19 protein-coding genes and 4 pseudogenes are annotated in these 25,068 nt (G+C 71.2%); 3 read left to right on the plus strand and 20 right to left on the minus strand.

The features are described 5' to 3' along the window. The first annotated feature begins 59 nt into the window (after window positions 1-59). A pseudogene (locus Sfulv_RS03590) lies at window positions 60-1,120 on the plus strand (terpene synthase family protein). Between the two features lie 63 nt (window positions 1,121-1,183). Here the strand turns inward: Sfulv_RS03590 and Sfulv_RS03595 are convergent. From Sfulv_RS03595 to fmt, 4 genes are all read right to left on the minus strand, one after another. Then, window positions 1,184-2,179, minus strand: coding sequence for a sugar-binding transcriptional regulator (locus tag Sfulv_RS03595; protein WP_218900284.1), 996 nt, complete (start codon window positions 2,177-2,179; stop codon window positions 1,184-1,186). A 133-nt stretch (window positions 2,180-2,312) separates the two neighbouring features. After that, a complete protein-coding gene (gene rpe, locus Sfulv_RS03600; protein ID WP_173311241.1) occupies window positions 2,313-2,996 on the minus strand; it encodes a ribulose-phosphate 3-epimerase in 684 nt (227 codons plus the stop codon). A 111-nt stretch (window positions 2,997-3,107) separates the two neighbouring features. Then, a complete protein-coding gene (locus tag Sfulv_RS03605) occupies window positions 3,108-4,544 on the minus strand; it encodes an RsmB/NOP family class I SAM-dependent RNA methyltransferase (RefSeq protein WP_173311244.1) in 1,437 nt (478 codons plus the stop codon). Window positions 4,545-4,646: 102 nt separating this feature from the next. Beyond that, window positions 4,647-5,579 carry a methionyl-tRNA formyltransferase gene (gene fmt, locus Sfulv_RS03610; RefSeq protein ID WP_173311247.1) on the minus strand — a complete coding sequence of 311 codons (933 nt, stop codon included), beginning with the start codon at window positions 5,577-5,579 and terminating at the stop codon, window positions 4,647-4,649. 238 nt (window positions 5,580-5,817) lie between these two features. On the opposite strand from fmt, the gene Sfulv_RS03615 reads away from it, so the two are divergent. Then, window positions 5,818-6,378, plus strand: a complete 561-nt coding sequence (locus Sfulv_RS03615) for a hypothetical protein (protein WP_173311250.1) — start codon at window positions 5,818-5,820, stop codon at window positions 6,376-6,378. A 59-nt stretch (window positions 6,379-6,437) separates the two neighbouring features. Here the strand turns inward: Sfulv_RS03615 and Sfulv_RS03620 are convergent. From Sfulv_RS03620 to pyrR, 14 genes and pseudogenes are all read right to left on the minus strand, one after another. Beyond that, window positions 6,438-8,581: pseudogene (locus Sfulv_RS03620) on the minus strand (primosomal protein N'). A gap of 158 nt (window positions 8,582-8,739) precedes the next feature. Further along, window positions 8,740-9,963, minus strand: coding sequence for a methionine adenosyltransferase (gene metK, locus Sfulv_RS03625; RefSeq protein ID WP_173311253.1), 1,224 nt, complete (start codon window positions 9,961-9,963; stop codon window positions 8,740-8,742). A 241-nt stretch (window positions 9,964-10,204) separates the two neighbouring features. Continuing rightward, window positions 10,205-11,405: pseudogene (gene coaBC / locus Sfulv_RS03630) on the minus strand (bifunctional phosphopantothenoylcysteine decarboxylase/phosphopantothenate--cysteine ligase CoaBC). 118 nt (window positions 11,406-11,523) lie between these two features. Next, window positions 11,524-11,796, minus strand: coding sequence for a DNA-directed RNA polymerase subunit omega (gene rpoZ, locus Sfulv_RS03635; RefSeq protein ID WP_003970369.1), 273 nt, complete (start codon window positions 11,794-11,796; stop codon window positions 11,524-11,526). Between the two features lie 84 nt (window positions 11,797-11,880). Beyond that, the gene (gene gmk / locus Sfulv_RS03640; protein ID WP_173311256.1) at window positions 11,881-12,498 is read right to left on the minus strand and encodes a guanylate kinase; all 618 of its coding nucleotides are present in this window, start codon (window positions 12,496-12,498) and stop codon (window positions 11,881-11,883) included. A 38-nt stretch (window positions 12,499-12,536) separates the two neighbouring features. Then, window positions 12,537-12,860: an integration host factor gene (locus Sfulv_RS03645; protein WP_018524251.1), complete on the minus strand. Its 324-nt coding sequence runs from the start codon at window positions 12,858-12,860 to the stop codon at window positions 12,537-12,539. A 243-nt stretch (window positions 12,861-13,103) separates the two neighbouring features. Continuing rightward, on the minus strand, window positions 13,104-13,943 hold the full coding sequence (gene pyrF / locus Sfulv_RS03650; protein WP_173311259.1) for an orotidine-5'-phosphate decarboxylase: 840 nt from the start codon (window positions 13,941-13,943) through the stop codon (window positions 13,104-13,106). Beyond that, window positions 13,940-15,049 carry a quinone-dependent dihydroorotate dehydrogenase gene (locus Sfulv_RS03655; protein ID WP_173311262.1) on the minus strand — a complete coding sequence of 370 codons (1,110 nt, stop codon included), beginning with the start codon at window positions 15,047-15,049 and terminating at the stop codon, window positions 13,940-13,942. The genes pyrF and Sfulv_RS03655 overlap by 4 nt, the downstream gene beginning before the upstream one ends. Before the next feature lie 56 nt (window positions 15,050-15,105). Then, on the minus strand, window positions 15,106-18,414 hold the full coding sequence (carB, locus tag Sfulv_RS03660) for a carbamoyl-phosphate synthase large subunit (protein ID WP_173311265.1): 3,309 nt from the start codon (window positions 18,412-18,414) through the stop codon (window positions 15,106-15,108). Then, on the minus strand, window positions 18,407-19,558 hold the full coding sequence (gene carA, locus Sfulv_RS03665) for a glutamine-hydrolyzing carbamoyl-phosphate synthase small subunit (RefSeq protein ID WP_173311268.1): 1,152 nt from the start codon (window positions 19,556-19,558) through the stop codon (window positions 18,407-18,409). The genes carB and carA overlap by 8 nt, the downstream gene beginning before the upstream one ends. Further along, window positions 19,555-20,133 carry a PH-like domain-containing protein gene (locus Sfulv_RS03670; protein WP_173311271.1) on the minus strand — a complete coding sequence of 193 codons (579 nt, stop codon included), beginning with the start codon at window positions 20,131-20,133 and terminating at the stop codon, window positions 19,555-19,557. The genes carA and Sfulv_RS03670 overlap by 4 nt, the downstream gene beginning before the upstream one ends. Continuing rightward, window positions 20,130-21,416, minus strand: a complete 1,287-nt coding sequence (locus tag Sfulv_RS03675) for a dihydroorotase (RefSeq protein WP_173311275.1) — start codon at window positions 21,414-21,416, stop codon at window positions 20,130-20,132. Before Sfulv_RS03675 ends, Sfulv_RS03670 begins: the two co-directional genes overlap by 4 nt. Before the next feature lie 2 nt (window positions 21,417-21,418). Then, window positions 21,419-22,443, minus strand: a pseudogene (locus Sfulv_RS03680) (aspartate carbamoyltransferase catalytic subunit). A 98-nt stretch (window positions 22,444-22,541) separates the two neighbouring features. Beyond that, entirely contained in the window at window positions 22,542-23,126 is a 585-nt protein-coding gene (gene pyrR, locus Sfulv_RS03685; RefSeq protein ID WP_173311278.1) for a bifunctional pyr operon transcriptional regulator/uracil phosphoribosyltransferase PyrR, read from the minus strand. Window positions 23,127-23,347: 221 nt separating this feature from the next. Here pyrR and bldD point away from each other — a divergent pair, with 221 nt between their 5' ends. Beyond that, window positions 23,348-23,848: a transcriptional regulator BldD gene (bldD, locus tag Sfulv_RS03690; protein ID WP_014157378.1), complete on the plus strand. Its 501-nt coding sequence runs from the start codon at window positions 23,348-23,350 to the stop codon at window positions 23,846-23,848. 176 nt (window positions 23,849-24,024) lie between these two features. Here the strand turns inward: bldD and nusB are convergent, their stop codons facing one another. Next, the gene (nusB, locus tag Sfulv_RS03695) at window positions 24,025-24,456 is read right to left on the minus strand and encodes a transcription antitermination factor NusB (RefSeq protein WP_173311281.1); all 432 of its coding nucleotides are present in this window, start codon (window positions 24,454-24,456) and stop codon (window positions 24,025-24,027) included. 2 nt (window positions 24,457-24,458) lie between these two features. Continuing rightward, a complete protein-coding gene (gene efp, locus Sfulv_RS03700; protein ID WP_031097761.1) occupies window positions 24,459-25,025 on the minus strand; it encodes an elongation factor P in 567 nt (188 codons plus the stop codon). Window positions 25,026-25,068 lie beyond the last annotated feature (43 nt).

Genomic DNA, 25,068 nt, shown 5'->3' on the forward strand with positions numbered 1-25,068 from the left:
GAGGACCAACGACCGGAACACCTGTCACGCGTTTGACCGGAGAGGATTCGAATCCGCCCGTGGAGAGCGAACTGCCGGACATCTACTGCCCGTTCCCCCAGCGGACCAGTCCGCACGTCGGGCAGACCCGTGAGCACCTCGACACCTGGACTCGACGGACCGGCCTCGTACACAGGGCATCCGCGAGAGCCAGGTTCGAACAAGCCGATTTCGGCTCCTTCGTCGGGATGGTCTATCCGGCCGCCGGCCCCGAACACCTGGATCTGGTGGCCGACTGGTTCGTCTGGCTGTTCCTCGTCGACGACCAGCTCGACGACGGCCAGCTGGGCCGCGATCCGGAACGTGTACGGGAAGTGGTCGCCCGCATGCTCGCCGTCGTGGACGGCCTGAGCACCGCTCCGACGGCCGACGTGCAGCTCCCCGCCGCCGTCGTCGCGCTGGAGGACCTGTGGGCGCGCACCATCCCGGGCACGGCGCCGCACTGGCGAAGGCGCTTCGCCTGGCACCTCACCACGTACCTGACGACGGCCACCAGCTGGGAGGCCGGGAACCGGGCCGAAGGCGTGGTGCCCTCCGAGGAGACGTACATCGCCAAGCGGCGGCACACGGGTGCGATCCACGTCTGCATGGACCTGATAGAGATCGTAGCGGGCATCGAGGCCCCGGAGTCGATCCACAACGACCCCCGCTTCATCACCGCGCTGGAAGCGTCCTGCAACGTGGTGTGCTGGGCCAATGACGTCTACTCCTTCGAGAAGGAGCAGGTCCTCGGCGAGATCCACAACCTCGTGCACCTGGTCCGCCACCACCGGGGCTACGGGGAACAGCAGGCCATCGACCACGTCTGCGCCCGGATAGCCGCCGAGACCGAACGCTTCCTCACGGCCGAGGAGGAGCTGCTCGACCTGTATCCGCAGCTGGCCGACATGCTCGTCCCGTATCTGGACGGCATGCGCAGCTGGATGCGCGGGAATCTGGACTGGTCCCGGCTCACCCCCGCTACAACCCGGCCGACGTCAGTCAGTACGAGGAGCCGGAGGAGTATCTGGAGGAGACCGTGCTCGGCTTCTCCGCCCGCCGCGCCGCCCTGCGCGGCGGGAGCGACGCCCGCTCGTGCTGAGCGCGGCGGGCCGGGCGCACCGTGCGCCGCCCGGCCCTCCGTCTGTCCGCTCCGCCCCGCTGCTCAGACGGTGTCCGGGTCGGCCCGCTCCAGCGCCGGACGGGTTCCGGCCGCCGACTCGGTCAGCAGGAAGTCGGCGGCGGCCGTGTCCGTCACCAGGCTGGTGACCAGGCCGGACCGCAGGACCGCGCCGATCGCCGCCGCCTTGCGCTGGCCGCCCGCGATCGCCACCACCTCGGGAATCCTGCGCAGCCGGTCCGCCTCCACGGTGATGCACCGCTCGCCCAGGTCGCGTCCCACCCTGCGCCCCTGCGCGTCGAAGAGGTGCGCGGACATCTCGGCCGCGACGCCGAGCGAGGCGTAGTGGGCGCGCTCCTCGTCCGAGAGCATGTCGTGGACGGTGGAGATGCCCGGCTCCCAGGAGCCGATGGAGACCGCGGCGACCGTCACCTTGTCGAAGTACTCGAAGGCGCGCGCGATGCCCGTCTGGTTCCGCAGCGCGGCCGCCGTGGCCGGGTCGGGCAGCAGCATCGGCGCGTAGATCGGGTGCGCCTCGCCGCCGGACACCTGCGCCGCGCGGCGGACCGCCTCGACCGAGCCGCGCTCGGCCGTCCCCGCGTCGTACACCCCGGTGAGCTGCACGACCGTGCAGGGCGGCAGCCGGTCGAGTGCCGCCGCCATGTGGATGGTGGACCGGCCCCAGGCCAGTCCCAGCACATCGCCCTCGTTCACCAGCTCGCCGAGGAGATCGGCCGCGACCTCGCCCAGGTTCTCCGGGTCGGGGGCGTCCTCCTGCTCCTCGGCCGGGGACTCGACGACGACCGCGTGGCGCAGTCCGTAGCGGGCCCTGAGCGCGTCGGAGCGCTCCGCGTCCAGCTCGGCCGGAACCCGGATCTCGATGCGTACGAGATCCCGCTCAAGGGCGGTCTCCAGGACCCGGGCCACCTTGAAACGGCTGACGCCGAACTCCTCGGCGATCTGGATCTTCGACTTGCCCTCAAGGTAGAACCGGCGGGCCATGGCCGCCGCCTGCACGAGCTCCGCGGGTCCCATCCGCATGGCTGACCGACCCGCCGAGATGCCAGACACCGCGATCTCCTCACTGCTGTTCACACGCCCGATACGCCGTTCATCCTGTCAGATACGGCGATCCCTGATCAGCCACGTCGGGCCGCGTTCATCTGTCCTTGGCTCAGTGGCCGCATGCCCAGGACGCCGCGGCCGTCGCCGCGTCCGCCTGGGCCCTCAGTCCCCGCACCGCCTCGGCCGGGTCCCCGGCGCCGTACACCGCGGAACCCGCCACGAACACGTCGGCGCCCGCTTCGGCACACCGCTCGATGGTGGTGGCGGAGACCCCGCCGTCCACCTGGAGCCACAGTTCGAGACCGTGCTTCCTGATCAGCTCACGGGTGCGGCGGATCTTCGGCAGCATGATGTCCAGGAAGGACTGGCCTCCGAAGCCCGGCTCCACCGTCATGATCAGCAGCATGTCGAGTTCGGGGAGGAGGTCCTCGTACGGCTCGACGGGCGTGGCGGGCTTGAGCGCCATCGAGGCGCGCGCCCCCTTGGCCCGGATCTCCCTGGCCAGCCGCACCGGCGCCGCCGCCGCCTCCACGTGGAAGGTGACGGAACCGGCGCCCGCCTCGACGTACTGCGGCGCCCAGCGGTCCGCGTCCTCGATCATCAGATGGCAGTCCAGCGGGGTGTCCGTGGCTCTGCCCAGTGCCTCGACGACCGGCACACCGAGCGTCAGGTTGGGCACGAAGTGGTTGTCCATCACGTCGACGTGGAGCCAGTCGGCTCCCTCGACGGCCTTCGCCTCCTCGGCGAGACGCGCGAAGTCGGCGGACAGGATGCTGGGGTTGATCTGCGCCATGCCCCCAGCCTGCCACGTTCCGCGCCACTTCCCCGCCTCGGTACGTACCAAAGCATCGCGTGAACCTCACAGTTCACGCATTACCGGCTTTTCGCCGGTGTTCCGACCGGTTCAGGCCGTGCGCCGCAGCAGCGCCAGGTACATCGCGTCCGTGCCGTGCAGGTGGGGCCAGAGCTGTACGTCCGGTCCCTCCCCCAGCGCGGGCACGCCCGGCATCAGAGGACGCGCGTCCACCCACTTGGCCTCGAAGGACTGCTGTCCGCCCCGGCCCTTGAGTACGTCGTCGACGACGACCCTGGTCTCCGCGAGATGCGGCGAACAAGTCGCGTAACCGACGACCCCGCCGATCCGTACGGCCTTCAACGCCTCGCGCAGGAGGCCGCGTTGGAGCGGCGCGAAGCTTTCGAGGTCCTTCGCCCTGCGTCGCCAGCGCGCCTCGGGACGACGGCGCAGCGCCCCCAGACCGGAGCACGGGACGTCCATCAGGACCCGGTCGAAGGAGCCCGGCCGCCACGGCGGGCGGGTCCCGTCCGCGGTGATCACCTGGTACGGGCCCGGGTTGCCGGCCAGCGACCGCTCGACGAGCCGCGCGCGGTGCGGCTGCTTCTCGGCGGCGAGGAGGGCGGCGCCCCGGCCGGCCGCGAGGCCCGCCAGCAGCGCGGCCTTGCCGCCGGGGCCCGCGCAGCCGTCGAGCCAGCGGGTGTCCCTGCCCTCGACCGGCGCGTTGGCGAGGGCCACGGCGACGAGCTGGCTCCCCTCGTCCTGCACTCCGGCGCTGCCGTCCTGGACGGCGGTCAGAGCGCCCGGCTCACCGCCCTCGGCCATCCGCACGGCGTAGGGCGACCAGCGGCCGGGCAGTCCGTTGTCCTCGCCGAGAGCGGCCAGGAGTTCACCGGTGGTGGAGCGGCCGGGACGGGCGACCAGGGTCACCTCGGGCCGTTCGTTGTCCGCTTCGAGGAGGTCCTCGATCCCGGCGCGGCCTCCGCCGAGAGCGTCCCAGAGTGCGGAGACGATCCAGCGCGGATGCGAGTGGACGATGGAGAGATGGTCCTCGGCGTCCTTCTCGTAGGAGGGGGCCACCTGCGCCACCCAGGTGTCCAGGTCGTGGGCCGTCACCTTGCGCAGCACGGCGTTGACGAACTTGGCGCGCCCCTCGCCCAGCACCACCCGGGCCAGCTCCACGCTGGCCGAGACGGCGGCGTGGGTCGGGATACGGGTGCCGAGCAGCTGGTGCACACCCATGTTGAGGACGTCGAGCACCGGCGGGTCGACCTCGCTCAGCGGCCGGTCGACGCAGGCCGCGACGATCGCGTCGTACGTGCCCTGGCGGCGCAGCGTCCCGTAGACCAGCTCGGTCGCGAGCGCCGCGTCCCTGCCGTCGAAGTCGCCCTTGGCCCGTGCCTTCTTGAGCAGCGGGGGCAGGACGAGGTTGGCGTACGCGTCGCGTTCGTCGACCGCCCTCAGCGCCTCGAAGGCGAGGAACCGTACCGGGTCCTTCTGGGGACGGCGATGCGGCTTGGCGGGACGGCGACGCTGCTGGTCAGTCACGAGAAAGGTGCTCCGCTGATGGTGAGGGGACGACCCTCCCAGGGTACGTCGCGGCCGGGGCGGGCCCGTCCTGTGCTCCCCGGGCGAACGCGCCGCCCTCCGCTATGCCCCCAGCAGCTCGCCCGGCACGATCCGCACCCCGCGCGCCCAGTCGGCGCCGCGCATCGGCTTCTTCCCCTGCGGCTGGACCCACAGCAGCTCCACGGCGTGCGAGCCGGTGCCCACGTACACGTTGTTCTTGGCGGCGGAGAGCTCGCCCGGCGCGAGGCCGGTGCGCTCCAGGACGGGCACGGCCTGGATCAGCTTCAGGCGCTCCCCGCGGAAGAGCGTCCAGGCGCCGGGGGCGGGGGTGCAGCCCCGGATCACCCGGTCGACCCGCAGCGCGGGGGCCGACCAGCGCACCTGGGCGTCCTCGACGGTGATCTTGGGGGCGAGGGTGACACCATCGGCCGGCTGCGGGACCGCGTGCAGGGTGCCGTCCTCGATGCCGTCCATGGTCGCGGCGAGCAGACCGGCGCCGGCGAAGGCGAGCCGGGTCAGGACGTCGCCGCTGGTGTCGGTGGGCCGTACCTCCTCGGTCAGGACGCCGTACACCGGCCCCGAGTCCAGCCCTTCCTCGATCAGGAACGTCGAGGCGCCGGTCACCTCGTCGCCCGCCATGACCGCGTGCTGCACGGGCGCCGCGCCGCGCCAGGCGGGCAGCAGCGAGAAGTGGAGGTTGACCCAGCCCCGGGCGGGCACGGCGAGCGCAGCCTTGGGCAGCAGCGCCCCGTAGGCGACGACGGGGCAGCAGTCCGGTGCGATCTCCTTCAGCCGCGCGAGGAACTCCTCGTCGCGCGGTCTGACGGGCTTGAGCACCTCGATCCCGGCCTCCTCCGCACGTTCCGCGACGGGGCTGGCGACCAGCCGGCGGCCCCGCCCGGCGGGTGCGTCGGGACGGGTGACGACGGCGGCCACCTCGTGGCGGCCGGAGGCGAGCAGGGCGTCCAGGGCGGGTACGGCCACCTCTGGGGTGCCTGCGAAGACGAGCTTCATGGGGGCTGACTGCCTCTCGGGCCGACGTACGGTGATGCGCAGCACACCAGTCTAGGGCCAGTGGCCACCCCGGCGACCGGGGGGCGTACGCGAGGCCGTGCGCCCCCCGCACACGCACATACGCCCCGGTAAGCGTGACCACATCCCCCGGTGGCGCGTTGGTCAAGAGAGATTGACCGAAGTGGGCCGCCTCGGTGCGGCCCCGATCCCTTTCATCGCCGGTTCGAGAGGCTTCTTCATGGCCGACCACGCAACCCACGACGCCCAGGCCCGGGCCAGTCTGCATCTCCTGGTGCGGGACATCGAGCGGGTCCGGCGGCAGGTGGACGCGCTGCGCACCCTCACCGCACAGCTGGGCAACGTCTACCGTCCACGCCGCTCCGGCCCGTCAGCGGGCTTCGTCGTCTACGGCAGGGCTCCGGCTCCCACCGTCCGCCTGGCCCAGGAACTGCGGGACAGCGTCGAGACCCTGGTCACCGCGGCGGTCGACTTCGACCGCTCGCTCGGTTTCTCCTGGGACGCGGTGGGCTCCGCCCTCGGGGTCACGAAGCAGGCGGTGCACCGCCGCTACGGCGCCCGCCGCAACGCGCCGAACCCCGCGCCCGCCGAAGAGGCGGTCGCCGACGGGAGCGAGGCGCAGCGGCCGGTGGCCGTGATCCCCGCCCCCGTCGCCGCCTCCGGCCCCCCGCTCCCCTGCGTACCCGCGGCCCGCTCGATGCCGCCCCAGCCCTCGGCCGCCGGCCCCGCGCCGCGGGAGGAGCTGCGCCCCGGCGCCTTCCCCGGCCCGCGCAACGGCTGACGCTCCGCCCCCTCTGCCCCTCCGTGCCGCACACACGGCGGGGCAGCCCCCCGGGCCCCTCAGCCGATGTCCGGCGGATCGATCCTGATCCGGACGGGCTCGCCGCCGCCCTTGGCCATGCGCGCCGCCTGCGCCGTCTTCAGAGCCGCGGCGAGGGCAGCTCCCCGCCCCGGCTCCACCCGTACGAGCGCCCGCTCCCAGCTCTCGCCCGGCGGGGCGTCCCACGCCCTGCGCGGCCTTCCGGGCTCGGCGGCGGGCACCGGCACGGGCCCCAGGATCTGCGCTTGCGGCGGCAGCTCCGCGGCGGCCAGGAACGCGGCCAGCGCCTCGGCCGGACCGGTGACCGAGGCCATCCGGGACACCGGCGGGAAGCCGAGCTCGGCCCGCTCCGCCAGCTCACGCCGCGCGTACCCGGCGGGGTCCCAGCGCACCAGCGCCTGCACGGCGCGGAGCGTCGGCTCCGCGACGATCACCACGGTGCCGCCCTCGCTCTGCCCCCGGACGAGCGAGGCGGCCGAAGTCCACCGGCGCAGCGCCTCCTCACCCGCCCGCAGGTCGGGCCTGCCGAGCATGGCCCAGCCGTCCAGCAGCAGCGCGGCGGCGTACCCCCCATCGGCGACGGGTTCGGCGCCCGGGGTACTGACGACCAGCGCGGGCACACCCGGCACCGCATCCAGGATGTGGTCGCGCCCGGACGTGCGCACCGGGACGGCGGGGAACGCCCTGCCCAGCTCCTCCGCCGTGCGCCGGGCCCCGACGATCTGGGCCCGCAGCCGGAAGGACCCGCAGCTCTCGCAGTGCCAGGACGTCTCGGCCCGCCCGCACCAGGCACAGTCGAGGTCCTGCTGGTCGGGGGCGCCCAGCGGCCCGGCGCAGTGCCGGCACCGCGCCGGTGTCCGGCAGCGCTCACAGGCCAGCCGGGGCGCGTACCCCCGACGGGGCACCTGGACCAGTACGGGACCGGTACGCAGACCGTCCCGGACGGTCTGCCAGGCGAGGCTGGGCAGCCGGGCGCTGCGAGCCGCGCCGTCCCGCGCCAGCTCGCCGTCCCCGACCGTGCGCACGAGGGGCGCCGCGCTCCTCAGCCGCTCCCGGTCCGCACTCAGGGGCAGCGCCCAGCCCGTCTCGACCAGCTGGGCCGCCTCCACGGTGCAGCTCGTACCACCGAGCAGGAACCCGCATCCGCCGTGCGCGGCCCGGAGCTCCAGCACCTCCCGGACGTGCGGGAACGGGGCGTTGTCGTCGCTGTGGCTGGAGTCGCCGTCGTCCCAGACGACGACCAGGCCCAGATCGGCGACGGGTGCGAACATCGCGGCCCTCGTCCCGACGACCGCCCGCACGGAGCCCCTGCGCACCGCGAGCCACTGCCCGTAGCGCTTCTCGGGTCCGGAGTCCGCCGTCAGGAGCGTGTGCCGCCCCTTCCCCAGCAGCCCGGTGAGCGCGGTGTCGACCCGGGCGGCGGCCCGGCCGTCCGGTACGACGACGAGCGCGCCCCGACCGGAGGCGAGTGTGGCGGCCACCGCCCTGGCGATCTCGTCCGGCCAGTGCGGGCCCGGCAGCGCGGTCCACACGGCGCGCGGGGCTCCGCCCTCGGCCAGCGCCCGCAGGAACGCGGGTCCCTGGCCGTATCTCTCCCAGCTCCCTGCCTCCGGCGGGGCGGGCGGGGGCAGGGGATCAGGGGACGGCCTGGACTCCGCTCTGCCGTTCCTGGGCGGCACGGCGAGCTGGAGGACGTCGGCGAGGCTGCCCGCGTACCGGTCGGCGACGGCCCGCGAGAGCGCGAGCAGCTCCGGGCCGAGGACCGGTTCGGGTGAGACGACGTAGGCGAGGGCGGCGAGCGCGCCCTGGTAATCGGATTCGGCGCGCCGCTCGATGAGGAACCCGTCGATCAGTCCGCCGCCCTCGCGTCGGCCGCCCCGGACGTTGCGCCCTCCGGCGCCGAACCGCACCCGCACCCGGACGCCGGGCCTGGCCTGCGCGTCGAGCTCTTCGGGACGGCGTAGTCGAAGTACTGGTCGAGATGGAGCACGCCCTTGTTGACCAGGACCCGGGCGACGGGCAGCTCCTTGGCCAGCGCGGCCCCGCGCCAGGTGCGCGGCTTGGCCCGTGGCACCCGCGCCCTGCGCACGGTCTCCCGGATCAGCGCAAGCTGCTCCGGTGCCCCCGCGTCGGGTCCGGCGGACCGCTCGTCGTCGCTGCTCACAGCCACATTCCTACCAGAGGGCACTGACAGCGGCGCCGGGCGTCACGACGCCGGGGCCCGGCCACCGCGATCGGTGTCCGGGCCCCGGGCATGAGCCGGACGGCCGCGTTCGTACGGGCCCGGGGAAGGCCGGGTCCGAGCCCGTCTCCCCGGCGTCGTTACAGGCCCGCGGCCCTGCGCAGTGCTTCCACGCGGTCGGTGCGCTCCCAGGTGAAGTCGGGGAGCTCCCGGCCGAAGTGGCCGTAGGCCGCGGTCTGGGCGTAGATCGGACGCAGCAGGTCGAGGTCGCGGATGATCGCGGCCGGGCGGAGGTCGAAGACCTCACCGATCGCGTGCTCGATCTTCTCCGTCTCGATCGTGGCCGTGCCGAACGTCTCCACGAAGAGCCCGACGGGCTCGGCCTTGCCGATCGCGTAGGCCACCTGGACCTCGCAGCGGGCGGCGAGCCCGGCCGCGACGACGTTCTTGGCGACCCAGCGCATCGCGTACGCCGCCGAGCGGTCCACCTTCGAGGGGTCCTTGCCCGAGAAGGCGCCCCCGCCGTGGCGGGCCATGCCGCCGTAGGTGTCGATGATGATCTTGCGGCCGGTGAGGCCGGCGTCGCCCATGGGGCCGCCGATCTCGAAGCGGCCGGTCGGGTTCACCAGGAGGCGGTAGCCCTCGGTCTCCAGCTTGATGCCGTCCTCGACGAGCTGCGCCAGGACGTGCTCGACGACGAACTCACGGATGTCCGGCGCGAGCAGTGAGTCCAGGTCGATGTCCGACGCGTGCTGCGAGGAGACGACGACCGTGTCGAGACGGACGGCCTTGTCGCCGTCGTACTCGATGGTGACCTGCGTCTTGCCGTCTGGGCGCAGGTACGGGATGGTCCCGTTCTTGCGGACGTCGGACAGCCGGCGCGAGAGCCGGTGCGCGATGTGGATCGGGAGGGGCATCAGCTCGGGCGTCTCGTCGCACGCGTAACCGAACATGAGGCCCTGGTCGCCCGCGCCCTGCTTGTCGAGCTCGTCGTCGGCCTCCCGCTGGGAGGCACCTTCGACGCGCTGCTCGTACGCCGTGTCGACACCCTGGGCGATGTCCGGGGACTGCGCGCCGATGGATACCGAGACGCCGCAGGACGCGCCGTCGAAGCCCTTCTTGGAGGAGTCGTAGCCGATCTCCAGGATCTTGTTGCGCACAAGGTTGGGGATGTCGGCGTAGGTCTTGGTCGTGACCTCACCCGCGACATGCACCAGACCAGTGGTGATCAAGGTCTCGACGGCGACGCGCGAGGAGGGGTCCTCCCGCAGGAGCGCGTCGAGAATCGTGTCGCTGATCTGGTCAGCGATCTTGTCGGGGTGACCCTCGGTGACGGACTCCGAGGTGAAGAGACGGCGGGACACATCGCTCCCTGGGGTTGCAGCGGCTGCTGGCTGAGCATTGATGGAACGTCCGGGAGCTGCGCCCGGCACGGTCCGGCGGCCAGTTTATCGGTCGGTTCCGGCGGTTGGGCCACGCGTCTCGCCCCTTGGGTGTTCTGTGACATGCGGCACTGATGACACCAGTGTGACCATCCCTCCCGCTGAGCGGCGTAAACATCCGCTTTCCAATATTTTCAGCCACCCGGCGGAGGGATGACGGAACCTAGCCGAAACGCGCTGCCACAAGGTCCCAGACGGTGTCGGCGAGGGCTTCCTTGGGCCCGAACGGCACCGGGACCTCGGCCCCGTCGGCGGCCAGCACGACGGCTTCGTTCTCCTCGGAGCCGAACGTCTTCCGCTCCCCCACCTCGTTGACGACCAGCAGGTCACAACCCTTGCGGCGAAGTTTCTCGCGGCCGTTCGCCAGCACGTCGTCCGTCTCGGCCGCGAATCCGACGACGATCCGGCCCGGCCGGGACCGGTCGGCGGAGATCTCCGCGAGAATGTCCGGATTACGGACCAGGGCGACGGGCTCGGGCTCGCGCCCGTCCTTCTTCTTGATCTTGCCCGTGGCGTACACCGCGGGCCGGAAGTCGGCGACGGCCGCGGCCATGACCACCACGTCGGCTCCGGCCGCCGCCTCCACCACTGCCTCGCGCAGCTGCGCGGCGGTCCCGGCCCGCAGGACTTCGGCTCCCGCCGGGTCCGGCAGCCCGGTGTTGGCCTCGATCAGGGTTACCCGCGCCCCCGGGCGACCGCGGTGCGCGCCAGGGCGTAGCCCTGCTTTCCCGAGGAGCGGTTGCCGAGGTAGCGGACGGGGTCGAGCGGCTCCCGCGTACCACCCGCGCTGATGACCACGTGGCGGCCCGCGAGGTCGGGGGCGGCGGTTCCCCTGGCCAGAATTCGACGGCAGACCTCGAAGATCTCGCCCGGATCGGGCAGCCGGCCCTTGCCGGTGTCGGCTCCGGTGAGCCGGCCGACCGCGGGTTCGATGACCACGGCCCCGCGCCGACGCAGCGTGGCGACGTTCTCCTGGGTGGCCGGGTGCTCCCACATCTCGGTGTGCATGGCGGGCGCGAAGACCACCGGACAGCGGGCCGTGAGCAGGGTGTTGGTGAGGAGGTCGTCGGCGAGGCCGTGGGCGGCCCTGGCGAGCAGGTCGGCGGTGGCGGGCGCCACGACGACGAGGTCCGCGGCCTGTCCCGTCCGGACGTGCGGCACCTGGTGGACGTCGTTCCAGACCTGGGTCGACACGGGGTGGCCGGAGAGCGCGGACCAGGTGGCGGCGCCCACGAAGTGCAGCGACGCCTCGGTCGGCACCACCTGGACGTCATGACCTGACTCGGTGAGCCTGCGCAGTACCTCGCACGCCTTGTAGGCGGCGATGCCCCGCTGACCCCCAGGACGACCTTCGGCTTGTCCACTGCCTCTCCCCGCTCTCGTGGTGTCGGCGCACCCGGCTGCGTACGCGCCGTCCCCATAAGACACCACAGGCCCGGCGGTGGGACCGCCGGGCCTGGAGTGAGATATGCCTGTTCCTGCTTACTGCGCGGGGCCCTCGATGGCCTCGGAGGTCAGCAGACCCGCGTTGATCTCGCGGAGCGCGATCGAAAGCGGCTTCTCGTGTACGTGGGTGTCGACGAGCGGGCCGACGTACTCAAGGAGACCTTCACCGAGCTGCGAGTAGTACGCGTTGATCTGACGCGCGCGCTTGGCGGCGTAGATCACGAGGCTGTACTTCGAGTCGGTGGCCTCGAGGAGCTCATCAATCGGGGGGTTGATGATGCCCTCGGGCGTGGTGATGGAAGAGGACACTCTCTGCCTTCCGAAGGGGGTGGAGACCAAAGAGAATCTTTGATCGCGCGGGTTCCGTGCTGGTGGCTCTCCGTGTCAGTGGCGTCAGTCACTGCTCTCACGGTCGCCGGAAGCCTGCAGCATCAAGGCTAGCAGCTCACGTGCTACATCCTCGACCGAGGTGTTGACAAGTGTCGTATCGAACTCCGCCTCGGCGGCAAGCTCGACGGTGGCGGCCGCGAGCCTGCGCTCGATCACGTCGGGCGCCTCGGTCCCCCGGCCGGTGAGCCGGCGCACCAGTTCGTCCCAGCTCGGAGGGGCCAGGAAGACCAGCTGGGCGTCGGGCATCGACTCGCGGACCAGCCGGGCGCCCTGGAGGTCGATCTCCAGCAGCACCGGCTCGCCCGCCTCCAGGCGGTCGAGGACGGCGCGGCGCGGGGTGCCGTAGCGGTTGCCCGCGAACTCCGCCCACTCCAGCAGCTCGCCGTTGGCGACGAGCTTGTCGAACTCCTCGTTCTCCACGAAGAAGTAGTGGACGCCGTTGCGTTCACCGGGTCGGGGCTTGCGGGTCGTGGCGGATACGGAGAGCCAGACCTCGGGGTGGACCTTGCGCATATGCGCGACGACCGTGCTCTTGCCGACACCCGAAGGGCCGGAGAGCACGGTCAGCCGCGGACGTACGTCCGGGGGTACGGGGGACGTCCCCCGGGATGTTGCAGCCATGGAGCGATTATCCAGCTTCTCAGGAGTGCCTGAGAACGTCAGGCGGCGCTGCCGCCGAACTCACGCTCCAGAGATGCGATCTGGTTGGAGCCGAGACCCCGTACACGGCGGCTCTCGGAGATGCCGAGACGCTCCATGATCTGCTTGGCGCGGACCTTGCCCACGCCGGGCAGGGACTCCAGGAGTGCGGAGACCTTCATCTTGCCGATGACGTCGTTCTCCTGGCCCGACTTGATGACCTCGTGGAGCGAGGCGCCGGAGTGCTTGAGCCGATTCTTGACCTCGGCCCGCTCCCGGCGAGCCGCGGCGGCCTTTTCGAGCGCGGCAGCGCGCTGTTCAGGGGTAAGGGGCGGAAGAGCCACGCCTACGTCACCTCGGATGTCGATCTGTCGGATACGGACCGGTGAGGAACCTAGTCGCCCCACACCTCGTGAGCAACGGACAACCTCTGCTCGTTGACTCTCGACGGAGACTAGCGGCCAAGGGCGCCTGAGTCAGCGAGAACGCAGTAAAAGTCCTGGTCAGCCTCAGCCTACCGGGACTTTTCGGGCATATTGCCCCTGATTTTGGTCAGGAATACGTCAACGCGCTGCCACGTGGCATGGTCAACTCTCCGAGACGGCCGCACGGACCTCGTCCGCGAACCGTCCGGCGGCTTCGCGCAGCCCGGAAACGGCCGGTCCGTGACGCAGGACACCCCGGCTCACGCTGGGCACGACATTGCCCACCGAGGCGCCGAAGACACCCGGAAGGTCCGCCGGGGTCGCGCCCTGGGCGCCGATGCCGGGGGCGAGCAGCGGTCCGTTGATCGCCAGGTCCACCCCGGCGTCGCCGAGCGTGGCCCCGACGACCGCGCCGACCGAGCCGAGCGGCGTGGCCCCCTCGTTCTCCGCGGCCATGTGGTCGAGCATCACCTGAGCCAGCGACCGGCCGTCCGCCGCGGTCGCGCGCTGCACCTCCGCGCCCTCGGGGTTGGAGGTGAGGGCGAGCACGAAGACCCCGGCGCCGCAGGCCGCCGCGGCGTCCAGCGCCGGGCGCAGCGATCCGAAGCCCAGGTACGGCGAGACGGTGACCGCGTCGGAGAACAGCGGCGAGTCCTTGTCCAGGTAGGTCGCCGCGTAGGCGCCCATCGTGGAGCCGATGTCGCCCCGCTTGGCGTCCATCAGGACCAGGGCGCCGGCCGCCCGCGCCTCGGCGACGGCCTTCTCCAGGACGGCGACGCCCCGGGACCCGAAGCGCTCGAAGAACGCGGACTGCGGTTTGAGCACGGCGACCCGGTCGGCCAGGGCCTCGACGACCGTGCGCGTGAAGCGCTCAAGACCGGCGATGTCGTCGTCCAGGCCCCAGGAGGCGAGCAGCGAGGCGTGCGGGTCGATGCCGACGCAGAGCGGCCCGCGGGTGTCCATGGCGCGGCGCAGGCGTGTGCCGAAGGGTTCGGGGGTCACTTCGCGGCCTTCCGGGTCTCGGCGCCGACCGCTTCGGCGAGGGTCGCGTACGGGGAGGCGGCCAGGCGTGCGGCAAGGCCCTTGTGGATGGCGCGGGCGTAGAACGGGCCCTCGTAGACGAAGGCGCTGTAGCCCTGGACGAGCGTGGCACCGGCGAGGATGCGCTGCCAGGCGTCCTCGGCGTTCTCGACGCCCCCGACGCCCACAAGGGTGAGCCGGTCGCCCACACGGGCGTACAGGCGGCTCAGGACCTCGAGAGAGCGCTCCTTGAGGGGCGCTCCGGAGAGTCCGCCGGTCTCCGCGACCAGAGAGGACCGGGACTTCAGGCCGAGGCTGTCGCGGGCGATGGTGGTGTTGGTGGCGATGATGCCGTCCAGGCCGAGCTCCACCGCGAGGTCGGCGACCGCGTCCACGTCCTCGTCGGCGAGGTCGGGGGCGATCTTCACCAGGAGCGGGACCCGGCGGTCCGGGACGGTCCGGTCGGCGGCCTCGCGTACGGCGGAGAGCAACGGGCGCAGCGCCTCGGTCGCCTGGAGGCTGCGCAGGCCGGGTGTGTTGGGCGAGGAGACGTTCACGACGAGGTAGTCGGCGTGGGCGGCCAGGCGCTCGGCCGACTTCACGTAGTCGCCCGCCGCCTCGCCCTCGGGGACGGTCTTGGTCTTGCCGATGTTGACGCCGACGGTCGTACGGAAGACCGGGGTGCGGGAGGCCAGTCGCTCGGCCACGGCCGCGGAGCCCTCGTTGTTGAACCCCATGCGGTTGATCAGCGCGCGGTCCTCGACCAGGCGGAAGAGCCGCTTCCTGGGATTGCCCGGCTGCGGTTCGCCGGTGACCGTACCGATCTCGATGTGGTCGAAGCCGAGCATCGACATGCCGTCGATCGCGACGGCGTTCTTGTCGAAGCCGGCCGCGAGCCCGAAGGGGCCGTGCATCCGCAGGCCGAACGCCTCCGTGCGCAGCTCCTCGTGGCGCGGGGCGAGCAGGGCGGCGACGAAGGTGCGCAGCACGGGGACGCGGGCGGCCAGGCGGATCCAGCGGAAGGCCAGGTGGTGCGCCCGCTCGGGGTCCATGCGCGTGAAGACCAGCTGGAAGAAGAGTCTGTACATCAGGGTGTCCTCATGAAGAGGGGGACACCGTTTCCGGTGTCCCCCATCTGGAACTGCTAGTCGCGGGCCGCGATGAGACGTTCCGCGTGTTCCTGGAGGGAACACACGCCGACGTCGCCGTGGTTGAGCGCGTCGATGCCCTGGACGGCGGCGGCCAGTGCCTGCACCGTCGTCAGGCAGGGTACGGACCGGGCCACCGCCGCGGTGCGGATCTCGTAGCCGTCGAGCCTGCCGCCCGTCCCGTACGGCGTGTTGACGATGAGGTCGACCTCGCCGTCGTGGATGAGCTGGACGATGGTGCGCTCGCCGTCGGGGCCCTCGCCCTCGGACTGCTTGCGCACGACCGTGGCGTTGATGCCGTTGCGCTTGAGCACCTCGGCCGTCCCTGACGTGGCCAGCAACTCGAAGCCGTGGGCGACCAGTTCGCGGGCCGGGAAGATCATCGAGCGCTTGTCACGGTTGGCGACGGAGATGAACGCGCGTCCCTCGGTGGGCAGCGGACCGTACGCGCCGGCCTGCGACTTGGCGTACGCCGTGCCGAAGACCGAGTCGATTCCCATGACTTCACCCGTCGAGCGCATCTCCGGGCCGAGGACCGTGTCGACGCCGCGGCCGTGGATGTCGCGGAAGCGCGACCACGGCATGACGGCCTCCTTGACGGAGATCGGCGCGTCCAGCGGCAGGGTGCCGCCGTCGCCGGTCCTCGGCAGCAGCCCCTCCTCGCGGAGCTCGGCGATGGTCGCGCCGAGCGAGATGCGGGCGGCTGCCTTGGCGAGCGGGACCGCGGTCGCCTTCGAGGTGAAGGGCACGGTACGCGAGGCACGCGGGTTGGCTTCCAGGACGTACAGGATGTCCCCGGAGAGCGCGAACTGGATGTTGATCAGGCCGCGTACGCCGACACCCCTGGCGATGCCCTCGGTGGAGGCGCGCAGCCGCTTGATGTCGTAGCCGCCGAGGGTGATCGGGGGCAGGGCGCAGGCGGAGTCGCCGGAGTGGATTCCGGCCTCCTCGATGTGCTCCATGACGCCGCCGAGGTAGAGCTCGGTGCCGTCGTAGAGCGCGTCCACGTCGATCTCGATCGCGTCGTCGAGGAAGCGGTCGACCAGGACCGGCCGGGTGGGGCTGATCTCGGTGGACTCCGCGATGTACGAGGAGAGGCGGGTCTCGTCGTAGACGATCTCCATGCCGCGGCCGCCGAGCACGTACGACGGGCGTACGAGGACGGGGTAGCCGATCTCGTCGGCGATGGCCTTGGCCTCGGTGAAGGTGGTGGCGGTGCCGTGCTTGGGGGCCGGCAGGCCGGCCTCGGCCAGGACGCGGCCGAAGGCGCCGCGGTCCTCGGCGGCGTGGATCGCCTCCGGGGATGTGCCGACGATCGGCACGCCGTTGTCCTTGAGCGCCTGCGACAGGCCCAGCGGGGTCTGGCCGCCGAGCTGGACGAGGACACCGGCGATCGGGCCCGCGAGGGACTCCGCGTGCACGATCTCCAGCACGTCCTCGAGCGTCAGCGGCTCGAAGTAGAGGCGGTCGGACGTGTCGTAGTCGGTGGAGACGGTCTCCGGGTTGCAGTTGACCATCACGGTCTCGTAGCCGGCGTCGCTCAGGGCGAAGGAGGCGTGGACGCAGGAGTAGTCGAACTCGATGCCCTGGCCGATGCGGTTGGGACCCGAGCCCAGGATGATCACCGCCGGCCTGGTACGCGGCGCGACCTCGCTCTCCTCGTCGTAGGAGGAGTAGAAGTACGGCGTCCTGGCGGCGAACTCGGCGGCGCAGGTGTCGACCGTCTTGTAGACCGGGCGGATGCCGAGCGCGTGCCTGACCTCGCGTACGACGTCCTCGCGCAGACCGCGGATCTCGCCGATCTGGGCGTCGGAGAAGCCGTGCCGCTTGGCCTCGGCGAGCAGGTCGGTGTCGAGGCGGTCGGCGGCGGCCAGTTCGTCCGCGATCTCCTTGATCAAAAAGAGCTGGTCGACGAACCAGGGGTCGATCTTCGTGGCGTCGAAGACCTCTTCCTGGGTGGCGCCGGCGCGGATCGCCTGCATGACGGTGTTGATCCGGCCGTCGGTCGGGCGGACGGCCTCGGCCAGCAGCGCGGCCTTGTCGCCGGGCTCGCCGACGAAGGTGAACTGCGAGCCCTTCTTCTCCAGCGAGCGCAGTGCCTTCTGCAGCGCCTCGGTGAAGTTCCGGCCGATCGCCATGGCCTCGCCCACCGACTTCATGGTGGTGGTGAGGGTGGAGTCGGCGGAGGGGAACTTCTCGAACGCGAAACGCGGGGCCTTGACGACGACGTAGTCCAGCGTCGGCTCGAAGGAGGCCGGGGTCTTCTCGGTGATGTCGTTCGGGATCTCGTCGAGCGTGTAGCCGACGGCCAGCTTCGCGGCGATCTTGGCGATCGGGAAGCCGGTGGCCTTCGACGCGAGCGCCGAGGAGCGCGAGACCCGGGGGTTCATCTCGATCACGATGACGCGGCCGTCGGCCGGGTCGATGGCGAACTGGATGTTGCAGCCACCGGTGTCGACGCCGACCTCGCGGATGATCGCGATGCCGATGTCACGGAGCCGCTGGTACTCGCGGTCGGTGAGGGTCATCGAGGGCGCCACGGTGATGGAGTCACCGGTGTGGACGCCCATCGGGTCGAAGTTCTCGATGGAGCAGACGACCACGACGTTGTCGTTCTTGTCGCGCATCAGCTCCAGCTCGTACTCCTTCCAGCCGAGGATGGACTCCTCCAGGAGCACCTCGGTGGTCGGGGAGAGCGTGAGGCCCTGTCCGGCGATCCGGCGCAGCTCCTCCTCGTCGTGCGCGAAGCCGGAGCCGGCGCCGCCCATGGTGAAGGAGGGGCGGACGACGACGGGGTAGCCGCCGAGGGTGTCGACGCCCTTGAGGATGTCGTCCATGGAGTGGCAGATGACCGACCGGGCGGACTCGCCGTATCCGATCTTCGCCTTGACGGCCGCGACGACGCCCTTGAAGAGCTCGCGGTCCTCGCCCTTGTTGATGGCCTCGACGTTGGCGCCGATCAGCTCGACGCCGTACTTCTCCAGGACACCGTTCTCGTGCATGGAGATCGCGGTGTTGAGCGCCGTCTGGCCGCCCAGCGTCGGGAGGAGCGCGTCCGGGCGCTCCTTGGCGATGATCTTCTCGACGAACTCGGGGGTGATCGGCTCGACGTACGTGGCGTCGGCGATCTCCGGGTCGGTCATGATCGTCGCCGGGTTGGAGTTCACCAGGATGACGCGCAGGCCCTCGGCCTTCAGGACGCGGCACGCCTGGGTGCCGGAGTAGTCGAACTCGGCGGCCTGGCCGATGACGATCGGGCCGGAGCCGATGACCAGGACGGACTGGATATCGGTGCGCTTAGGCACGCTCGGCCTCCATCAGGGATACGAAGCGGTCGAAGAGGTACGCGGCGTCGTGCGGGCCGGCGGCCGCCTCGGGGTGGTACTGGACGCTGAACGCGGGCTGGTCGAGGAGCTGGAGGCCCTCGACGACCTGGTCGTTCAGGCAGACGTGGGAGACCTCGGCGCGGCCGAAAGGCGTCTCGGACACCTTGTCGAGCGGGGCGTCGACGGCGAAGCCGTGGTTGTGCGCGGTGACCTCGACCTTGCCGGTCGTGCGGTCCTGCACGGGCTGGTTGATGCCGCGGTGGCCGTACTTCAGCTTGTACGTGCCGAAGCCCAGGGCGCGCCCGAGGATCTGGTTGCCGAAGCAGATGCCGAACAGCGGGGTCCTGCGCGCCAGGACGGCCCGGACGACCGTCAGGTCGACGGTGGAGGGGTCGCCGGGCCCGTTGGACAGGAAGAACCCGTCGGGGTTCACGGCGTAGACGTCCTCGACGGTCGCCGTCGAGGGCAGCACGTGCACCTCGATGCCCCGCTCGGCCATCCGGTGCGGCGTCATGCCCTTGATACCGAGGTCCAGGGCGGCGACGGTGAACTTCTTCTCGCCGATCGCGGGGACGACGTACGCCTCGGTGGTGGTCACCTCGTCGGACAGGCTCGCGCCCGTCATCTCGGGGGCCTCCTTGACGCGGGCAAGCAGTGTGGCGTCGTCGGCGAGCGTCTCACCGGAGAAGATGCCGACGCGCATCGCGCCGCGCTCGCGCAGGTGCCTGGTCAGCGCCCGGGTGTCGATGCCGCTGATCCCGACGACGTCCTGCCGGACGAGCTCGTCGGCGAGCGTGCGCCGCGAGCGCCAGCTGGAGGGGACGCGGGCGGGGTCGCGGACGACGTAGCCGGCGACCCAGATCCGCCCTGACTCGTCGTCCTCGTCGTTGACCCCGGTGTTGCCGACGTGCGGGGCCGTCATCACGACGACCTGCTTGTGGTACGAGGGGTCGGTCAGCGTCTCCTGGTAACCGCTCATGCCGGTGTTGAAGACGGCCTCACCGAAGGTCTCCCCCACGGCCCCGTAGGCACGGCCGCGGAACACGCGGCCGTCCTCCAGGACGAGTACGGCGGGAGACACCTTCTTCCCCTTCGAGGCATGCCCCGGATTGGAGATCGTCATCGTGCGGTGCCTTCCGTAGTGCGGTTCAGGTGGTTGATGGCGTCGACCCAGGCCCGGTGCTCGGCCGCGCGGTCGGAGCGGAAGCCGGAGTCGATCAGCTTGTCGCCGTGCGCCCAGGTGATGACGAGCAGGCCGCCCTCGGGGAGGACCTTGCCGGCGAGCGCCTTGTCGAGCCGGGCTTCGCGCAGGGCACCGGCCGGTACGAAGAAGTCCGTCGCTCCGGGGCGTACGACGTCGAGTCCCCGCTCGCCGAGCGTGAGCTCGACGCGGCTTCGGGTGCCGAGCCCGTGGGCGACGATCCGGTCGAGCCACTGCCCGGCGGTCGTCGATGCGTGGTAGCGGCCGGAGAGGGTGAGCAGGGTCCCGCCGTCCGCGAATCCCTCGGGGGTGGCGGGCAGCTCGGGCAGGTCGGACTGGAGCTGTCCGCGCCACTTCCATCCCTGGCGCATCAGCCAGTAGACGAGGGCGATGAGGGCGGCCAGTCCGAGGACCCAGCTGATCCGGGCGGACCAGTCGGTCACCTCGGCCGACTTCTCCTCGGCGGCCAGCAGGTACAGGGGGGTCAGTGTTGTCACGCGAGCTTCCCGTCGACGACCGTGGCACGGCCCCGCAGGAAGGTGTGGGTCACTCGGCCCAGCAGCTCGCGACCCTCGTACGGGGTGTTGCGGCTGCGGGACGCGAAGCCCGCGGGGTCAACGAGTCCACGGTATGCCGGATCGACGAGCGTCAGGTTGGCGGGCTCGCCTGCCGAGACGGGGCGGCCGTGTCCTTGGAGCCTGCCGATGGCCGCGGGGCGGAAGGACATGCGGTCGGCGACACCGGCCCAGTCGATGAGGCCGGTGTCGACCATCGTCTGCTGCACGACGGAGAGCGCGGTCTCCAGGCCCACCATGCCCATGGCGGCCGCGGCCCACTCGCAGTCCTTGTCCTCGTGCGGGTGCGGGGCGTGGTCCGTGGCGACGCAGTCGATGGTGCCGTCTGCCAGCGCCTCGCGCAGGGCCATGACGTCGGCCTCGGTGCGCAGCGGCGGGTTCACCTTGTAGACCGGGTTGAAGGACCGTACGAGCTCGTCCGTGAGGAGCAGGTGGTGCGGGGTCACCTCGGCGGTGACGTTCCAGCCCTTGGACTTGGCCCAGCGGACGATATCGACGGAACCGGCGGTCGAGAGGTGGCAGATGTGCACCCGGGAGCCGACATGGGCGGCGAGGAGGACATCGCGGGCGATGATGGACTCCTCGGCGACGGCTGGCCAGCCGCCGAGGCCCAGCTCGGCGGAGACGACGCCCTCGTTCATCTGGGCGCCCTCGGTCAGGCGCGGCTCCTGGGCGTGCTGGGCGACGACCCCGTCGAACGCCTTCACGTACTCCAGCGCGCGCCGCATGATCACGGCGTCGTCGACGCACTTGCCGTCGTCGGAGAAGACCTTCACTCCGGCGGCGGAGTCGTGCATGGCGCCGAGCTCGGCGAGCTGCTTGCCCTCCAGGCCGACGGTGACGGCGCCCACGGGCTGCACGTCGCAGTAGCCGGACTCCTTGCCGAGCCGCCAGACCTGCTCGACGACGCCTGCGGTGTCGGCGACGGGGAAGGTGTTGGCCATGGCGTGCACGGCGGTGAAGCCGCCCACCGCGGCGGCCTTCGTACCGGTGAGGACGGTCTCGGAGTCCTCGCGGCCGGGCTCACGCAGATGGGTGTGGAGGTCGACCAGGCCGGGCAGCAGGACCTGGCCCGCCGCCTCGACGACGGTGGCGTCGCCGGCCTCGATGCCCCTACCGACCCGCTCGATGGTCTCGCCGTCGATCAGGACGTCCTGCGGCTCGCCGCCGAGGATCTTCGCGCCGCGAATAAGGATCTTGCTCATGGTTACTTGTTCTCCTCGGGTTCGAAGGGGCGCGAAGCGCTGCGAGCAAGGGTGGCGGCGGGTGCCGGGTGGGCGGGGGCGGCCGACTCGTTGCCGCCGAGCAGCAGGTAGAGCACGGCCATGCGGATGGAGACGCCGTTGGCGACCTGCTCGACGACCGTGCAGCGGTCGGAGTCGGCCACGTCCGCGGTGATCTCCATGCCGCGGACCATCGGCCCGGGGTGCATGACGATGGCGTGCCCGGGCATCCTCGCCATGCGCGAGCCGTCCAGGCCGTAGCGGCGGGAGTACTCGCGCTCGGTCGGGAAGTAGGCGGCGTTCATCCGTTCACGCTGCACCCGCAGCATCATCACCGCGTCAGACTCCGGCAGCACGTCGTCGAGGCTGTAGCTGACCTCGCACGGCCACGCCTCCACGCCGACCGGTACGAGGGTCGGCGGGGCGACCAGGGTGACGTGTGCCCCGAGCGTGGTGAGCAGGTGGACGTTGGAGCGGGCCACCCGGCTGTGCAGGATGTCGCCGACGATCGTGATGCGGCGGCCTTCGAGGTCCCCGCCGAGACCGGCGTCGGCTCCGACCAGTCTGCGGCGCATCGTGAAGGCGTCCAGCAGGGCCTGGGTGGGGTGCTCGTGGGTGCCGTCCCCCGCGTTGACCACGGCGCCGTCGATCCAGCCGGAGGTGGCCAGCCGGTAGGGGCACCGGAGGCGCCGTGCCGGATGACGACGGCGTCCGCGCCCATCGCCTCCAGGGTCAGGGCGGTGTCCTTGAGCGACTCGCCCTTGGAGACGGAGGACCCCTTCGCGGAGAAGTTGATGACGTCGGCGGAGAGGCGCTTGGCGGCGGCCTCGAAGGAGATGCGGGTACGGGTGGAGTCCTCGAAGAAGAGGTTGACGACCGTACGTCCGCGCAGGGTGGGGAGCTTCTTGATCGGCCGGTCCGCGACCCGGGCCATCTCCTCGGCGGTGTCGAGGATCTGGACGGCGTCGTCGCGGGTGAGGTCGGCGGCCGAGATGAGGTGACGCTTCATCTGGGGGTTCTCCGGATTGCTGAGGGAGGGGTGCGGGCACACGCGGGCGTGCGGAAGCCGCTGTACGGCCTGACGGGCGGCGTACGGGTTCTCGGCGGCTACTGCTCGGCCGCCGGGGCCGCCTGCTGGACACCGAGCAGTACGGCGTCGCGCCCGTCCTCCTCGGCGAGCTGGACCTTGACCGTCTCCCGCAGCGACGTGGGGAGGTTCTTGCCGACGTAGTCGGCCCGGATGGGCAGTTCCCGGTGACCGCGGTCGACGAGGACCGCGAGCTGCACGGCGCGGGGGCGTCCGATGTCGCCGAGCGCGTCGAGTGCGGCGCGGATCGTACGGCCGGAGAAGAGCACGTCGTCGACGAGGACGACCAGCCTGCCCTCGATGCCCTCGCCGGGGATGTCGGTACGGGCCAGGGCGCGCGCGGGGCGCATCCTCAGGTCGTCGCGGTACATCGTGATGTCGAGCGATCCGACCGGCATCGTGCGGCCGGTGATCTCTTGAAGCTTGTCGGCGAGCCGGCGGGCGAGGAAGACGCCGCGCGTCGGAATGCCGAGGAGCACCACGTCGTCGGCGCCCCTGGCGCGTTCGACGATCTCGTGGGCGATCCGGGTCAGTACCCGGGCGATGTCGGAAGCCTCGAGGACGGGGCGGGCCGCGTCGCCGATGGCGTCGTGCTGTGTGTCCATATGAAACGGACCTCCTTCTCCGCCTCACCGGACGGACGTTAAAGGACGTCGAAATTGCGTCACCCACGTTACCAGGGCGAGTACGGGCCCCGGGCGGGACCCCCGGGAGGTACCGGTACGGACCATTCAGCTTGACGCATCCAAGTAACGCTGCGTAACCTCACAGTGAGTTACCAGCCACGCGGCGGAGCCGCAAACTGTTCCAGCGTCCGGGGAGCCTTATGTCCAGCGAATACGCAAAGCAGCTCGGGGCCAAGCTCCGTGCCATCCGCACCCAGCAGGGCCTCTCCCTCCATGGCGTGGAAGAGAAGTCCCAGGGCCGCTGGAAGGCCGTCGTGGTCGGTTCGTACGAGCGTGGCGACCGCGCGGTGACCGTACAGCGCCTTGCCGAGCTGGCCGACTTCTACGGGGTTCCGGTGCAGGAGCTGCTGCCCGGGACGACGCCCGGCGGGGCCGCCGAGCCGCCGCCGAAGCTCGTCCTGGACCTGGAGCGCCTGGCTCACGTCCCGCCGGAGAAGGCCGGGCCGCTGCAGCGGTACGCGGCGACGATCCAGAGCCAGCGCGGTGACTACAACGGCAAGGTGCTCTCGATCCGCCAGGACGATCTGCGCACGCTTGCCGTGATCTACGACCAGTCGCCTTCCGTCCTCACGGAGCAGCTGATCAGCTGGGGTGTCCTGGACGCGGACGCGCGCCGCGCGGTCGCCCACGACGAGGGCTGACCGCTCCGCAGAAGAAACGTACCGCCGGGTGGGCGGGGGCTCCGGCCCCGCCCACCCGGCGTCCGCGTGCCCGGTCCCCGCGCCGGGTGCGCGGCCGCGCGGACCAGCCCGCCCCGGACACGCCGAAGGGCCCACGGTCACCGACCATGGGCCCTTCGTGGCGAACGCGCCGGAGGCTACTGCTCCCGGCGGAGGTCCGGCTTGAGGTCCTTGAAGCGGGCCAGCAGCCCGTTCACGAACGACGGGGAGTCGTCGGTGGAGAACTCCTTGGCGAGCTGGACCGCCTCGTCGATCGCGACGGCGTCCGGCGTCCCGTCCATCCAGATCAGCTCGTACGCACCGAGCCGCAGAATGCTCCGGTCGACGACCGGCATGCGGTCGATCTCCCAGTCCACGGCATAGGTGACGATGAGGTCGTCGATGCGGTCCGCGTACTGCGCGTACCCCTCGACGAGCTCCATCGTGAATTCGCCGACCGGGGGCTGACGGTCGTCGGTCCGCGAGAGCCGCACCCAGTCCGCGAGGACCGTCTGCACGGACTCACCGCGCTGGTCGGCCTCGAAGAGGATCTGGAAGGCGCGCTTGCGAGCCTTGTTCCGGGCAGCCACGGTTAGCTGTTCACCCGGCCGAGGTAGTCGCCCGTGCGGGTGTCGACCTTGATCTTCTCGCCCGTGGTGATGAAGAGCGGGACGCCGATCTCGTAACCGGTCTCCAGGGTGGCGGGCTTGCTGCCACCGGTGGAGCGGTCACCCTGGACACCCGGGTCGGTGTGCTGGATGGTCAGCTCGACGGCGGCCGGCAGCTCGACGTAGAGCACCTCGCCCTCGTGCTGGGCCACGGAGGCGGTGAAGCCCTCGATCAGGAAGTTGGCGGCGTCGCCGACAGCCTTGCGGTCGACCATCAGCTGGTCGTAGGTGTTCATGTCCATGAAGACGAAGTACTCGCCGTCCATGTACGAGAACTGCATGTCGCGGCGGTCAATGGTGGCCGTCTCGACCTTCACGCCGGCGTTGAACGTCTTGTCGACGACCTTGCCGGAGAGCACGTTCTTGAGCTTGGTGCGCACGAAGGCCGGGCCCTTACCGGGCTTGACGTGCTGAAACTCGACGACGGACCAGAGCTGGCCCCCGTCGAGCTTGAGCACCAGGCCGTTCTTGAGGTCGTTCGTGGAAGCCACGGTTGCGGAATCTCCTGGACTGAAGCTGGTGGACGACCGAGGA

This window comes from Streptomyces fulvorobeus (assembly GCF_013167895.1).
GTDB lineage: Bacteria > Actinomycetota > Actinomycetes > Streptomycetales > Streptomycetaceae > Streptomyces > Streptomyces fulvorobeus.

What these genes read in the sequence shown, in the direction of transcription:
- pyrR (WP_173311278.1), bottom strand. Translation starts at nt 23,126, where the DNA reads ATGGACACACAGCACGACGCCATCGGCGACGCGGCCCGCCCCGTCCTC.
- Sfulv_RS03615 (WP_173311250.1), top strand. Translation starts at nt 5,818, where the DNA reads ATGGCCGACCACGCAACCCACGACGCCCAGGCCCGGGCCAGTCTGCAT.
- fmt (WP_173311247.1), bottom strand. Translation starts at nt 5,579, where the DNA reads ATGAAGCTCGTCTTCGCAGGCACCCCAGAGGTGGCCGTACCCGCCCTG.
- Sfulv_RS03655 (WP_173311262.1), bottom strand. Translation starts at nt 15,049, where the DNA reads ATGTACAGACTCTTCTTCCAGCTGGTCTTCACGCGCATGGACCCCGAG.
- rpe (WP_173311241.1), bottom strand. Translation starts at nt 2,996, where the DNA reads ATGGCGCAGATCAACCCCAGCATCCTGTCCGCCGACTTCGCGCGTCTC.
- Sfulv_RS03675 (WP_173311275.1), bottom strand. Translation starts at nt 21,416, where the DNA reads ATGAGCAAGATCCTTATTCGCGGCGCGAAGATCCTCGGCGGCGAGCCG.
- carA (WP_173311268.1), bottom strand. Translation starts at nt 19,558, where the DNA reads ATGACGATCTCCAATCCGGGGCATGCCTCGAAGGGGAAGAAGGTGTCT.
- gmk (WP_173311256.1), bottom strand. Translation starts at nt 12,498, where the DNA reads ATGGCTGCAACATCCCGGGGGACGTCCCCCGTACCCCCGGACGTACGT.
- bldD (WP_014157378.1), top strand. Translation starts at nt 23,348, where the DNA reads ATGTCCAGCGAATACGCAAAGCAGCTCGGGGCCAAGCTCCGTGCCATC.
- Sfulv_RS03595 (WP_218900284.1), bottom strand. Translation starts at nt 2,179, where the DNA reads ATGCGGATGGGACCCGCGGAGCTCGTGCAGGCGGCGGCCATGGCCCGC.